9 protein-coding genes are annotated in these 13,951 nt (G+C 52.3%); 7 read left to right on the top strand and 2 right to left on the bottom strand.

Annotation, left to right across the window (positions count from 1 at the left end; all coding sequences use genetic code 11):
* The first annotated feature begins 12 nt into the window (after positions 1-12).
* Positions 13-5,559, top strand: coding sequence for an alpha-2-macroglobulin family protein (locus DN748_RS15080; RefSeq protein WP_112372662.1), 5,547 nt, complete (start codon positions 13-15; stop codon positions 5,557-5,559).
* A gap of 33 nt (positions 5,560-5,592) precedes the next feature.
* Entirely contained in the window at positions 5,593-7,230 is a 1,638-nt protein-coding gene (gene ade / locus DN748_RS15075) for an adenine deaminase (protein WP_112372661.1), read from the top strand.
* Here ade and DN748_RS15070 read toward each other — a convergent pair.
* Positions 7,193-8,242: an NAD-dependent epimerase/dehydratase family protein gene (locus tag DN748_RS15070; protein ID WP_112372660.1), complete on the bottom strand. Its 1,050-nt coding sequence runs from the start codon at positions 8,240-8,242 to the stop codon at positions 7,193-7,195. The genes ade and DN748_RS15070 overlap by 38 nt on opposite strands.
* 126 nt (positions 8,243-8,368) lie before the next feature.
* On the opposite strand from DN748_RS15070, the gene tyrS reads away from it, so the two are divergent.
* Positions 8,369-9,670 carry a tyrosine--tRNA ligase gene (gene tyrS, locus DN748_RS15065; protein ID WP_112372659.1) on the top strand — a complete coding sequence of 434 codons (1,302 nt, stop codon included), beginning with the start codon at positions 8,369-8,371 and terminating at the stop codon, positions 9,668-9,670.
* 74 nt (positions 9,671-9,744) lie between these two features.
* On the opposite strand, the gene DN748_RS15060 is transcribed toward tyrS, so the two are convergent.
* Positions 9,745-10,713 (bottom strand): 2-hydroxyacid dehydrogenase, encoded by a 969-nt coding sequence (locus DN748_RS15060; protein ID WP_112372683.1) that lies wholly within the window; start codon positions 10,711-10,713, stop codon positions 9,745-9,747.
* A 194-nt stretch (positions 10,714-10,907) separates the two neighbouring features.
* Here DN748_RS15060 and DN748_RS15055 point away from each other — a divergent pair, with 194 nt between their 5' ends.
* The 4 genes from DN748_RS15055 (at position 10,908) to DN748_RS15040 (ending at position 13,894) form a co-directional block, all read left to right on the top strand.
* Entirely contained in the window at positions 10,908-11,486 is a 579-nt protein-coding gene (locus DN748_RS15055) for a 30S ribosomal protein S16 (RefSeq protein ID WP_112372658.1), read from the top strand.
* Positions 11,487-11,499: 13 nt separating this feature from the next.
* On the top strand, positions 11,500-12,024 hold the full coding sequence (rimM, locus tag DN748_RS15050; RefSeq protein ID WP_112372657.1) for a ribosome maturation factor RimM: 525 nt from the start codon (positions 11,500-11,502) through the stop codon (positions 12,022-12,024).
* Positions 12,025-12,124: 100 nt separating this feature from the next.
* Positions 12,125-12,793, top strand: a complete 669-nt coding sequence (locus DN748_RS15045; protein ID WP_236636883.1) for a tRNA1(Val) (adenine(37)-N6)-methyltransferase — start codon at positions 12,125-12,127, stop codon at positions 12,791-12,793.
* A 72-nt stretch (positions 12,794-12,865) separates the two neighbouring features.
* Entirely contained in the window at positions 12,866-13,894 is a 1,029-nt protein-coding gene (locus tag DN748_RS15040) for a LacI family DNA-binding transcriptional regulator (RefSeq protein ID WP_112372655.1), read from the top strand.
* The last annotated feature ends 57 nt before the right edge of the window (positions 13,895-13,951 follow it).

The raw sequence follows: 13,951 nt of genomic DNA, 5'->3' as shown, positions 1-13,951 counted from the left end.
AAACGGAACATTATGCGTCTGAAACATTTACTCTTTATTGCCATCGCCATGATCGTGGTATCCTGTAAGGATAAAGATCCCGAACAGGCGGTCAGGGAACAGGTTTCCAACTTGTTCAAATACCGCGAATACGTCTCCGATGTTTCCCAGGGGATTATTTCCACCACTTCAGATATCAGGGTGGTGCTTACACAGCCCGTGGAGGGATGGGAGAAAAACAAGGAGCTCCCGGAACGTCTTTTCAGGGTTTCCCCGAATATCAAGGGTAAGGTTGTCGCCCTGAACAACCAGACCGTGGCTTTTGTTCCTGAAGAATCCCTGGAGCAGGATACGGAATACGAGTTTACCCTTGACCTGGAAGCATTGGTAGAGGACCTCCCTGCCGACCTGAGAAAATTCCGGTTCCGGGTAAAGACCGTCAAACAGGAATTCAACATTACCACCGATCACCTGCAGTCGTATGACCGCAACTGGCAGTATATTGAGGGAACACTCCGGAGCAGTGACCAGCTCGATATCGGTATTGCCAAAAACCTCGTGATGGCTTCGCAGGGGGATAAGGACCTCCCTGTGGATTTTTATGCCACTGCAGGCACCCATACCACCTTCCGGTTTAAGATAGACAGCATACAGCGGCAGGAAGAAGATTCCAAAGTAAAGGTGTCGTGGAGCGGAAAAGCCTTCGGTATCGATTCGGAAGGGCAGGGAGAGGTAGCCGTTCCCGGAAAGAATAATTTTACCGTGATAGAGGTCCAGGTGGCCGGGACCGACAAGCCATACCTGGAGATCAGTTTTTCAGACCCGCTTAAAAAGAACCAGGACTTTAACGGCCTGGTCCAGATCCAGGATGCCGGGTCGCTTAAATTTTCGGTAAACGGGAACGTGCTCAAGGTATACCCGAAGGGCACCCTGTCGGGAACAAAAAAACTGGAAGTATTTCAGGGCATACAGAATGCGGAGAACTACAAGCTGAAACAGCTCTTTTCCGAACAGGTGGCCTTCGAACAGCTCAAACCGGATGTGAGGCTGCTGCAAAGCGGTTCCATCCTGCCCTCGTCCAACAATCTGAAAGTCAATTTTGAGGCGGTAAACCTGAAGGCCGTTGATGTGTCGGTGATAAAAATATTCCAGGACAACATCCTTCAGTTCCTGCAATACCAGGATATTAACGGGGGCGAAGGCGATTTGCGCACCGTGGCCAGGCCCGTAGCGCGTAAAACCATAGTGTTGCAGGATGAAATTACTCCCGGCGACGGCAAATGGCACGCCTATGCCCTGGACCTGCGGGAGCTTATCAATCCTGATCCGGGGGCTGTCTACAGGGTGGAATTCCGATTTCGCCCTTCATACAGTACCTATACCTGCAGCACTACCAATTTTACCGAGGAGGAAGACACGGAAGAAGAGGATTACGACAGTGCCGTCGGGGAGTCGAGCTACTGGGACAATGCAGAGCAGTATTATTACGACGATTACTATTACGATTATTCCTATAGCTGGAGCGAAAGGGACAATCCCTGCCATACGTCCTATTACCGCAACAGGAAGACAACGGTCAACATCCTGGCTTCGGATCTCGGCGCTACGGTAAAAAAGGGAAACAACCAGTCTTATTTTATAAGCGTGACCAACCTGGTTACCGCCGACCCGGAGGCGGGGGCCAAAGTGACCTTCTATAATTTTCAGCAGCAGGAGGTGGCGCGGGCGGTTACCGACCAGGATGGTTTTGCCATGTACGATGCCGATCGTCCGGCTTCTTTTGCCATTGCAGAAAAGGGAAATAGCAAAACCTATGTCAAGCTGAACGACGGCAATGCCCTTTCGGTGAGTAAGTTCGATGTGTCGGGTGTTACCCTGCAAAAGGGGATCAAGGGATATATTTACGGGGAGCGGGGCGTATGGCGTCCGGGAGATACGCTTTTTCTTTCTTTTGTGCTGAATGACAAGGCCAGCAGGCTGCCTGCCGGGCATCCGGTAAAATTCGAGCTGCGTGATCCCTATGGCAAAATAGTGACAAAGAAGACCCGCAACGGGGGGGTAGGTAATTTTTATACGTTTATTACGCCTACCGACCAGGATGCACCTACGGGGAACTGGCAGGCGGTGGTTTCCGTAGGGGGTGCTTCATTCCATAAGAACATACGGATAGAGACCATAAAGCCCAACCGGCTGAAAATAAAGGCCGGCTTTGAAGACGAGATACTCTCCGGCTCAAAACCGGTACACGGAACCCTGGATGTAGCCTGGCTTCACGGGGCGGTAGCCCGAAACCTGAAAGCGGATATACAGCTCAGGTTCCAGCCGCAGAAAACAGCCTTCGGGCAGTTTCCGGGATATGTCTTCGACGACCCAACCAGGTCGTTCCGCGCTGAAGAACAGACCGTTTTTGACGGGAAGATCGACGCGGAGGGAAAAGCGGTGTTCTCGCTGAAACCCCAGCTGGACAAAGCCGCCCCGGGAATGCTCAGGGCTTCTTTCACAACCAAGGTATACGAGACCGGGGGAGATTTCAGTACGGATGTCTTTTCCAGGACCTACTCACCCTATCAGACTTATATCGGGCTTAATGTGCCTAAAGGGGATGAAAACCGGGGGATGCTGCTCACCGATACCAAACACCGTTTTGAAGTGGTTTCGGTTGACGAGGATGGAAACCCCAGGGCGACGAAAGGACTGAAGGTTACGGTGTATAAGGTAAACTGGCGCTGGTGGTGGGATACCTCCGAAGATAATTTGTCTTCCTATTCGGGGAGCAGTCAGCGGGAGAATGTTTATTCCCGGACACTGGATACCGGAGCGGATGGAAAAGCGTCGTTCGAATTTGAACTGAAATACCCGGAATGGGGGCGTTACCTGGTGCATGTTGAAGATCCGGAAGGAGGGCATGCTACGGGGCAGACCGTTTATATCGACTGGCCGGGATGGGCCGGGAAGTCGAGGAAAAACGATCCGTCTACGGCCACGATGCTGGTGTTCTCCACAGATAAGGAAAGCTATACGGTAGGGGAAAAGGCCGTAGTTACTTTCCCCAGCAGTGCCGGCGGGCGTGCCCTGGTGACCGTGGAAAACGGTACCGAGGTGCTGCATGCGCGCTGGGTGAATGCCGGGGAAGGGGAAACCCGTTTTGAACTGCCTGTCGAGGCCCTGTATGCCCCCAATGTGTATATCCATATTTCCCTGTTGCAGCCTCATGCCTCTACGGCAAACGACCTTCCCATACGGATGTACGGTGTAATGCCGGTAAACGTGGAGGACCCGGCCACCCGGCTGAAACCGGAAGTGGCCATGCCGGACGTGCTGCGCCCGGAAGAAACGGTTACCGTGAAGGTGAGGGAACAACAGGGCAGGCCCATGACCTATACGCTGGCTGTTGTGGACGACGGCTTGCTCGACCTTACCAGGTTCCGTACACCGGATGCCTGGGAAGCCTTTTTTGCACGGGAAGCCCTGGGCGTCAAGACCTGGGACATCTATGACGATGTTATAGGGGCCTTCGGCGGGCGCATAGACCAGGTATTCAGTATAGGAGGGGATGAAGAACTGGCCGGGGCAAAGAACAAAAAAGCCGATCGCTTCAAGCCGATGGTGGTTTACCTGGGGCCCTTCAGCCTGAAAAAGGGACAGACCGCGTCACATGAGATCGCCATCCCGAAATACATAGGTTCGGTGAGGACCATGGTGGTTGCCGGAAACCCGGAGACAGGGGCTTATGGCAGCACAGAAAAGACCACCCCGGTGAAGAAACCGCTTATGGTACTGGCCTCATTGCCGAGAAAGATAACCCCGGGCGAAAAGGTTACCCTGCCGGTAACGGTATTTGCCATGGAAGACAAGGTGAAAAATGTGACGGTACAGGTAAAAGATAACAAGGCCTTCAAGGTGGCGGAAAACAGCAGCCAGACGGTTTCCTTTGAACGCCCCGATGAAAAAATGGCGTATTTCGAACTGGAGATCTCCGATTTTGAAGGGATAGGCAAGGTAGAGGTCACCGCTTCCGGAGGTGGGGAGACCGCCTCTTATGAGGTGGAAATAGATGCGGTAAACCCCAATCCCGTAACGACCTCGGTACAGGATGTGGTACTGGAACCAGGAAGTAGCCGGGAGATTGGGCTGGAGACCTTCGGGGTGGCAGGCAGCAATGCCGTTAGCCTGGAGTTTTCTACCCTTCCCCCGATGAATTTTGACGGCCGCATGCAATACCTGATCCGCTATCCCCACGGCTGTGTGGAGCAGGTGACTTCCGCAGCCTTCCCGCAGTTGTTCCTTACGGATATTTTTGACCTGACCGCCGGAAAGAAACAGGACATACAGAAAAATGTGGAAAGTGCCATAAAACGGCTGGGCGGGTACCAGCTTCCCAACGGGGGATTTGCATACTGGAGCGGACAGCGGCAGGCCGACGACTGGGGGACTTCCTATGCGGGGCATTTTTTCCTGGAAGCGGAGAAAAGAGGGTACATACTCCCGATAGGCTTCCGCAACAGCTGGGTCAGTTACCAGCAACAGGCCGCCAAACAATGGCGAAGTTCGGAACGGAGTTCCAGCCTTGCCCAGGCTTACCGCCTGTATACCCTGGCGCTGGCAGAACGTGCCGATGTGTCGGCGATGAACCGCCTGAGGGAAACTTCGGGAATATCGAACGAGGCCAAACATCGCCTGGCCGCAGCCTATGCACTGATAGGGCAGCAGGAAATAGCCCGCGAGGTCTTTGCTTCGGCCAATATCGATTTTAAACCGGTGGTATACGACTATCACACCTATGGCTCTACCGAGAGGAACCGGGCACTGGCCCTGGAAACACTGGTGCTGCTGAATGACAAGGATACGGCACGGGAACTTGCGGTAACCATTGCCAAAAGCCTGAGCGAGGATAAGTGGATGAGTACCCAGAGTACGGCATACAGCCTGCTGGCTATGGCGAAATTTGCCGGGTATGTGGGAGGTAAGGGCATGGAGGTAACCTATACGGTAAACGGAAAACAGGCCGGTATAAACACTTCCAAAACCATGGCATCGCGTACTCCCGCGGTCAAGCAGGGTTCCAACAGCCTGCAACTGGAGAACGGCAGGGACAATACGGTTTTTGTACGGGTACTCAGCAGCGGTATCCTTCCGGTAGGTAAGGAACTGGCTGAACAGCAGAACCTCAGGGCCGTAGTAACGTATAAGGGCAGGGATGGCAGTACGATGAATGTGTCGTCCTTATCGCAGGGCACCAACTTTGTGGCGGAGGTAAGTATTACCAATCTCAAGGGAGAGGAACTGAAAAATGTGGCATTGAGCCATATCTTCCCCAGTGGCTGGGAGATCGTCAATACCCGTTTTACCGACTTCGGCGAGGGGCAGAACACCCCGAACCCGGCGACCTATACTGACCTGAGGGACGACAGGGCCAATTTCTATTTTGATCTGGGTGCGAGAAAAACCAAGACTTTCCGGGTACTGGTCAATGCTTCCTATCTCGGCAGATACTATCTCCCCGGCATACAGTGCGAGGCCATGTACGACAATGATTACCGGGTACGTACCAAAGGACAGTGGGTGGAAGTGGTTCGTTGATGGTTGTGGGTTAAACGGAAAATGGGTGAAATAATGAAGGATAGTATACAGGGGCAGTTTGTGGATATGGAGAACCGGGATATTTATCCTGCGGAGATCGTGCTGGCAGAAGGGAAGATAAAGGCGGTGGAACGGCTGGGGTCGGCCCCGGAAGTATTCCTGATGCCCGGTTTTATCGATGCTCATGTACATGTGGAGTCGTCCATGCTGGTGCCGTCGGAATTTGCGCGTCTTGCGGTCGTACACGGCACTGTGGCTACCGTATCAGACCCGCATGAGATCGCCAATGTATGTGGTATGGAAGGGGTCAGGTATATGCTTGACGATGGCCGGAAGGTGAATTTCAAGTTCTGTTTCGGGGCACCGTCCTGTGTGCCGGCAACTCCTTTTGAAACGGCCGGGGCCACCATTACGGCCGGGGATATCGACAGATTGCTGTCGGAAGAAGATATTGGCTACTTGTCGGAAATGATGAACTGGCCGGGGGTCATAGCGCGCAACCCGGAAGTCATGGAAAAAATTGCTGTTGCAAAGAAGTACGGCAAACCGGTAGACGGACACGCCCCCGGTCTTCGGGGAGCAATGGCGGAACAATATGCCAGTGCCGGAATTAGCACGGATCACGAGTGCTTCACCAGGGAGGAGGCACTTGACAAACTGAAGCTGGGCATGAAGGTCATCATACGGGAAGGTAGCGCGGCCCGGAATTTTGAGGCCCTGGCCGGCCTGATCGATGATTACCCCGACCATATTATGTTCTGCTCCGATGACAAGCATCCGGACAGTCTCGTAGAGGGGCATATCAATACCCTGGTATCCCTGGCGGTATCCCGCGGCAACGATCTTTTTAAGGTGTTAAGGGCTGCCTGTGTAAATCCCGTGCGGCATTACGGGATGAATGTAGGGCAGCTGAAACCGGGAGACCCTGCCGATTTTATAGTGGTCCGGGACCTGGTAGACTTCGGTGTGCTGAGCACCTATATCAACGGGGCCCGTGTTGCGGATAAGGGGAGGTCGCTGATACCCCGGGGCAAACCTGCCGGGATCAATAATTTTTGTGCAGGCAAGGTGGCGGCTTCCGGCTTCCGGGTCAGGGCTTCGGGAGAATACCTCCGGATTATAGAAGCACATGACGGGGAGCTGATCACTTCCGGGGCCCTGGAAAAGGCAAAGGTATGCGACGGGTTTGCCGTTCCGGATACGACAAGGGATATCCTGAAGATAGCCGTTGTCAACAGGTATGAAAATGCGCCTCCCGCAGTTGCTTTTGTACGGAACTTCGGTATAAAGGAAGGGGCGATAGCTTCTTCGGTGGCTCATGATTGTCACAATATCATTGCCGTAGGCTCGGACGACAAACTCCTGGCAAGGGCCGTAAATCTTATAGTGGACAGCAAGGGCGGTATTTCGGCGGTATCCGGCAGTGAGGAGATGTTGCTTCCCCTTCCCGTGGCAGGGATCATGTCTGATGCCGATGGTTACGAGGTGGCCCGGAAATATACAGCCATAGAAGCTATGGCTAAATCGATGGGGAGTACCCTGCAGTCTCCTTTTATGACCCTGAGCTTTATGGCCCTCCTGGTGATCCCTGACCTTAAGCTGAGCGATCGTGGCCTTTTTAGTGGGAAAGATTTCAGGTTTGTTCCCCTTTTTTCCCGGAATGTTCCCTGAGTTGCCTGTAGTACTGCCCCGTACGGCTTATAGTATCGGCTACCGGGTTAAAGGTAATGCCGAGGGCCGCTTTTATCTTTTCGCTGTTATAATAGTGACGGGCTATTGCCGACCTGGCCGTTAAACGGGTGATCCTGCGCGGTTTTCCGGTGATCCTGCCCGTGAGCCAGTCCAGCCTCCACAACAGGGGCAGGGTCCATGCGGGAACCTCTTTCCGGGGAGGCTTTTTGTCGAGGGCCCCGGCTATGGCCGTAAAGACCTGCCTGTAGCTCAGGTTTTCCCCGACAGCAACATATCTTTCGTTGCGGAGGTCGCTTTGCATAAGGCCGGTCATGATGGCCACCACATCGGTTACGTCCACATATCCCGTAATCCCTTCGGTATAATGGTTCAGCCCCCTGTCGATCTCCCGGAATATTCTTCCGCTCCCTGTTTTCCATCCCTTTTTCCCCGGCGGGATTCCGAGAATGATGCCCGGATTTACGATAACGACATCCAGTCCTTCCTGGCTTCCTCTCCACACCTCCATTTCAGCGCCATATTTGCTGATGGCATATACGTTGTTTTCCGACTCCGTATTCCAGTGGGTATCCTCGGTGATAAATTCGTCGGGGGAAGCAGTCTTTCCCAGGGTTGCCACAGAGCTCGCGAAACACAGCTTGCGGACACGGTGTGCCAGGCAGAGGTTTACGATATTGGCGGTCCCTTCCGTATTTATCTTTTTCAGCAGATGGTAGTCGGCCGGGTCGAAGGAAATAAAGGCGGCGGCGTGATATACGCGGCTAATGCCCTTAAAGGCATCGGAAAGCGCCGGAATGTCGGTAATATCGGCCTCGACCCATGTGATGCGGCCGAACCGGGCTTCCGGGTCTTTCAGTTCCTCAAAAAGCGTCTTTACTGCAGCAATATCACTGCCTTTCCTGTAAATGGCCCTTATGTGTTCTTCCTGCCGGGACAGTGCGTGTAACAAGTGAGCACCAACGAGCCCCGTTCCTCCGGTGACTAAAATCATAAGGCCAAAGATATGTATTTTAGACCGACTGCATTGCGGGAAAACAGTACAAAATCGTTGTTTACAGGGGGGCTAATTGCCTATTTATTGTAAATTTGCGCTTGTTTTACCAAAAAGGATACAGAAATGGTGAGGAATTTTGTCGAAGAATTACGCTGGAGGGGCATGATCCACGATATCATGCCGGGTACCGAAGAGCAATTGAACAAAGGAACTACCTCGGCCTATGTCGGGATCGATCCTACGGCCGATTCGCTGCATATCGGTCACCTGGTGGGGGTGATGATGCTTCGTCACTTTCAGCTGGCAGGCCATCGCCCGATAGTGCTGGTAGGCGGGGCTACAGGGATGATCGGGGACCCCTCCATGAAATCGGAGGAGCGCAATCTGCTCGATGAGGAGACCCTTGAGAAAAATATAGAGGGCCTTAAAAAACAACTGTCAAAACTGCTCGACTTTAACAGTGGCAAGCCCAATGCCGCCCTGATGGTAAACAATTACGACTGGATGAAGGACTTTTCCTTTATCACCTTTGCCCGCGATGTGGGCAAGCGTATCACGGTAAACTACATGATGGCCAAGGACTCCGTCAAAAAACGCCTGAGCGCGGAATCGGGATCGGGGATGTCCTTTACCGAATTTACCTACCAGCTTATACAGGGATACGATTTTTACCACCTCTACAAGACCTACGACTGCCTGTTGCAGATGGGAGGGTCTGACCAATGGGGCAATATTACGACCGGTACCGAACTTATCCGGCGTATGAGCGATGACAGTGCGAAGGCGTACGCCCTTACCTGTCCGCTTATTACCAAGGCCGACGGGTCGAAATTCGGAAAAACGGAAGGCGGTAACGTATGGCTCGATCCGGAAAGGACCTCTCCGTATAAATTCTACCAGTTCTGGCTGAATACTTCTGATGAAGATGCCGAAAAATACATCCGGATATTTACCTTCCTCGACCGGGAGACCATCGAAGCGCTGATTGCCGGGCACCGGGAGGCCCCGCATCTCAGGGAGCTTCAAAAAAGGCTGGCGGAAGAGATCACGGTCTTTGTACACGGCAGGGAAGCCCTGGAAAAAGCCATACAGGCGTCGGGAATACTGTTCGGGAAGAGTTCTTCCGAAGATCTGAAAGCCCTGGATGAACAGACATTTCTCGATGTATTCGACGGCGTTCCCCAGGCAGAAATAGCGGCTTCGGATATCGAGGCGGGGCTCGACATCATCGGGGCACTAAGTGAAAAATCAGGATTCCTCAAATCCAACGGGGAAGCCCGCAGGGCCCTGAAGGAAAACTCCATTTCGGTAAACAGGGAAAAAGTAGGCGAGGGATATGCCATCACCGGGAAAGACCTGATCAACAACAGGTTTGTACTGCTTCAGAGAGGGAAGAAAAACTATTTTGTGCTGGTAAAAGGGTAATGTTTTTATAAGTAGAGGCCCCATCTGTCCATGCTCCGAAAGCAACTTATTGCCCCCCGTTCTCTTACTCCATATCAAATCCCCCGATTGCCCTGTATCCCGTATAGCTGCAGTATTTTATCTGCGATGGTACGGGCGAGTTTTCTGTGGCTCTCGAAGGTCCATCCGCCGACATGCGGGGAAAGCAATACATGATCTGCCTGGAGAAGGTACTGAAAAGCTTCCGGGATGCGGTCTTCGGAGAACAGGGATTCAAAAGACGATTTTTCGTATTCCAGGACGTCCAGTGCAGCGCCCGTTATTTTTTTGCTTTTCAGGGCCCCGACGAGGTCGTCGGTAACGACACTTTTCCCCCTGGCCGTATTGATAAGCCAGAACGGTTTGGCAAACTTATCGATAAAAGCCGTGTTTACCATCCTGTCCGTGAGGGGAGTAAGCGGGGTATGCAGGCTGAGCACATCGGTTCTGGCCTGTAGTTCGCCGAGGGATACCTGGGTGGCGTTTTCATCCCCCTTGTCCGGTAAGATGTCGTAGCAGATCACCTGTGTGCCGAACCCTTTCAGCTTTGCGGCAAAGGCTTTTCCCATATTCCCGTAACCGATGATCCCCACTGTTTTCCCTTCCAGTTCGTGTCCGCGGTTGGCCTCGCGGAGCCATTGGCCTGCCCGGATCTGCCGGTCGGCACGGTTGAGGTTGTTGAAAAGGGACAGCAGCATGCCCAGTGCGTGTTCGCCTACGGCATTCCTGTTGCCTTCGGGGGCAGCGATAAGGGCTATGCCTTTCTGCCCGGCACAGGCACAATCGATATTTTCCAGCCCTGCCCCTACCCGTGCGATAAAGCGGAGCCGGGTGGCCTTGTCCATAAACTGCCGGTCTATTTTAAAACGGCTGCGTATCACAATACCGTCGTAGGAGGAGATATCTGCCTCGATATCCTCTTTGGAAGAAATGTAATCGCTGTGGTTTTCAAACCCGGCTGCTTCCAGCTGCTCCCATAAGAGCGGGTGGTTACTGTCTAAATGTAATATCTTTGTATGCTCCACGATGTCGTGTTTTGTCGTAAGTGATGAAGAGGTTCCAAAATTAGATTTTTTCCGCGGAAAAAAGTAAAGCCCTAAAAGAAAATAATTTATGGCAGGCAGATACGACAAAAATACTTATATTTGCACCCTCCTTTTCGGAAGGAGTTTCTCAGAATTAATAACCGGGGTCGGGAACCCCATATAATTAATGTATTATGCCTGTTAAAATCAGATTACAGAGACACGGTAGAAAAGGAAAACCTTTTTACTGGATCGTAGCGGCCGATGCCCGTGCCAAAAGAGATGGTAAATTCCTGGAAAAACTGGGAACTTACAATCCGAACACCAACCCTGCACAGATAGAACTCAATGTAGACGGTTCCGTGAAGTGGTTGCAAAACGGTGCACAGCCTACCGATACGGCAAAACGGATTCTTTCTTACAAGGGTGTACTCCTTAAGAAACACCTGCTTGGCGGGGTTACAAAAGGCGCTTTGACCCAGGAAGAAGCAGAGGCTAAATTTGCAGCGTGGCTGGAAGAAAAAACCGGTAAGGTTACTGCAAAAGTAGAGGGGCTGGAAAAAGCTAAAGAAGAAGCTAAGGCAAAAACGCTGGAAGCAGAAAGAGAGATCAGCGAAAAGCGTAAGGCCGACGCTGCTCCTGCAGAGGAAGTTACCGAAGAAGCCGCAGAAGAGGTTGCCGAAGAGGCTGCTGCTCCCGAAGCAGAAGCTGCACCGGAAGCCGGAGCAGGTGCGGAAGCCTCTGAAGAAGAGAACAAGGAAGCTGCAGAGTAATTATTTTGATGGGATGAAGAAAAAGGATTGCTTCTATCTCGGTAAAATAGTAAAAAAATACAGCTTTAAGGGAGAGGTGCTGGCCAAGCTGGATACCGACGAACCCGAATTGTACGAAAATCTGGAATCAGTGTTCATCGCCGTAGGGCATGACCTGGTTCCTTTTTTTATTGAAGCGTCTTCGCTTCACAAATCAGACCTGTTGCGGCTCAGGTTTGAGGATGTCACTACCGAAGAAGATGCCGATGCCCTGCTGAGGGCGGAACTCTACCTGCCGCTTTCGGCACTGCCCGAGCTGTCGGGCAACAAGTTCTATTTTCACGAAGTGATCGGTTTCCTCGTAAAGGATAAGAAATTCGGAGATGTGGGCAGGATAACCGCTGTTAACGACACTACGGCACAGCCCCTGTTTGCGATCGACCGTGACGGAAAGGAAATCCTGATCCCGATGAATGACGAGTTTATCGTAAAGGTAGACAGGAAAGCCGGAGCTGTGGTGGTCAATGTGCCCGAAGGACTGATCGAATTATACCTCTAATATATTCCTGCGGGGGAAACTCCTGCCATTTAAACCGACGGCGATGCCTGATAAACCCTTTCATTTTAAACAGTTCAGTGTAAAACAGGACCGGTGTGCCATGAAAGTAGGTACAGACGGGGTGTTGCTGGGGGCCTGGGCCGATGTTTCCCATCATCCGTTTTCGGTACTGGATATCGGGGCCGGAACCGGTGTTATTGCCCTGATGACCGCCCAGCGGTGCGGGGCAGAATTGATCGACGCGGTAGAGATCGACGGAGCGGCGTATGAGCAATGTGTGGAGAACTTCGAAAATTCTCCCTGGAACGACCGGCTGTTCTGCTATCATGCATCCCTGGCAGATTTTGCCGGTGAAATGGACGACACTTACGAGCTGATCGTTTCCAATCCGCCCTTTTTTTCGGAGCATACCTCTTCCTCAGATCCGGGCAGGGAAAAGGCCAGGTCTGCCGCGTGGCTTCCCTTCGAGCAATTGCTGGAGGCCGTGGCCCGGCTTCTCGCAGATGACGGGAGGTTTAATGTGGTAATACCATACAGGGAGGAGGAACGGTTTCTGGCACTGGCTGCCGGGCAGCGGCTTTATCCTTATCGCATTACCCGTGTGAGGGGCAGGGAAGGTGCCGGTGAGCACGGGATAGGGAGAAGCCTGGTCGGACTTTCCTTCCGGGAGCGGACTCTCCGCACCGATATGCTTGCGATAGAGCGGGAAAGGCATGACTATACCGAAGCATACAGGGCACTTACCGGTGATTTTTATCTGAATATGTAGGGTTTACCCTGTTTTTTACAGGTGGCTGTGCCCCGTTTTTAATATATTTGTAAGGCAGACCCATAGAAACACATGAAAAATAAACGTACGATCCGGGACATCGCCGATGAACTTCAGTTGTCTATTACCACGGTTTCCCTGGTCCTCAACGGCAAGGCAAGGGAAAAACGAATAAGCCAGGAGGTCATAGAGCGGGTTCAGAAATTTGTGCGGGAGGTAGATTACCGTCCCAATCATTTTGCGAGAAGTTTGCGAAACGGCAAGTCGCAGATCATAGCTTTTATGGCCGAGGATATTTCCAATCCCTTTTTTTCCAGTATTGCCAGGCGCATAGAAGACCGGGCCAATAACAGCGGGTATAAGATCGTGTACTGCAGTACCGAAAACGATCCCGAAAAAGCCAGGGAACTCATAAGGGCATTTAAAGACAGGAGTGTGGATGCCTATATCATTACCCCTACCGAAGGCATAGAGGAGGAACTGAAGGAACTGGTGGCAGGCGAAGTGCCGCTCATGCTGTTCGACCGCTATTTTAGCGGACTGGATACGGGGTATGTAGTTATTGAGAACGAAAAAAGCACTTATGAGGCGATACGGCATCTTGTAGACCAGGGGTATTCCAGTATCGGTTTTGTTACGCTCGATTCCGTGCAGTCGCAGATGCAGGGCAGGCTCAATGGATATGTAAAAGCGGTGACCGAAGCAGGGTTGCCGGAACAGGTGCTTCGGGTACCGTACGGGAGCCCCGAGACATCTATAGTGGACGCAATCCGGAATTTTCTGCAGGATAACCGGCAGCTCGACAGCCTGTTCTTCTCTTCCAATTACCTGGGGGCAGGTGGCCTGAAGGCCATCAGGAGCCTGAAACTGTCCATTCCGGAAGATATCGGGGTGGTCGCTTTTGACGACAGTGAGATCTTCAGGATGTATACCCCCGATATTACTTCGGTAACGCAGCCCGTAGAAGAAATATCGCTCAGGCTGGTAGACAGTATCCTTTACCAGCTGAAACACGAAGGGCAGCAGGTCGATACGGGAAAATATAAGATAGCACTACCCGCCCGGCTTGTGGTGCGGGGATCTTCTGTGAAGAACAAATAAGGAATTCTCTTTTCTTTGGCTTTTTTGTTGTTTGATATGTAAAAAAAACACCGGGAC

Source organism: Sinomicrobium soli (genome assembly GCF_003285545.1).
Classification (GTDB): domain Bacteria; phylum Bacteroidota; class Bacteroidia; order Flavobacteriales; family Flavobacteriaceae; genus Sinomicrobium.
This window is presented reverse-complemented; position numbering and strand designations above follow the sequence as displayed.

Coding starts and splice junctions, on each gene's coding strand:
- DN748_RS15080 (WP_112372662.1), top strand. CDS start 13: ATGCGTCTGAAACATTTACTCTTTATTGCCATCGCCATGATCGTGGTA.
- ade (WP_112372661.1), top strand. CDS start 5,593: ATGAAGGATAGTATACAGGGGCAGTTTGTGGATATGGAGAACCGGGAT.
- DN748_RS15070 (WP_112372660.1), bottom strand. CDS start 8,242: ATGATTTTAGTCACCGGAGGAACGGGGCTCGTTGGTGCTCACTTGTTA.
- tyrS (WP_112372659.1), top strand. CDS start 8,369: ATGGTGAGGAATTTTGTCGAAGAATTACGCTGGAGGGGCATGATCCAC.
- DN748_RS15055 (WP_112372658.1), top strand. CDS start 10,908: ATGCCTGTTAAAATCAGATTACAGAGACACGGTAGAAAAGGAAAACCT.
- rimM (WP_112372657.1), top strand. CDS start 11,500: ATGAAGAAAAAGGATTGCTTCTATCTCGGTAAAATAGTAAAAAAATAC.
- DN748_RS15045 (WP_236636883.1), top strand. CDS start 12,125: ATGAAAGTAGGTACAGACGGGGTGTTGCTGGGGGCCTGGGCCGATGTT.
- DN748_RS15040 (WP_112372655.1), top strand. CDS start 12,866: ATGAAAAATAAACGTACGATCCGGGACATCGCCGATGAACTTCAGTTG.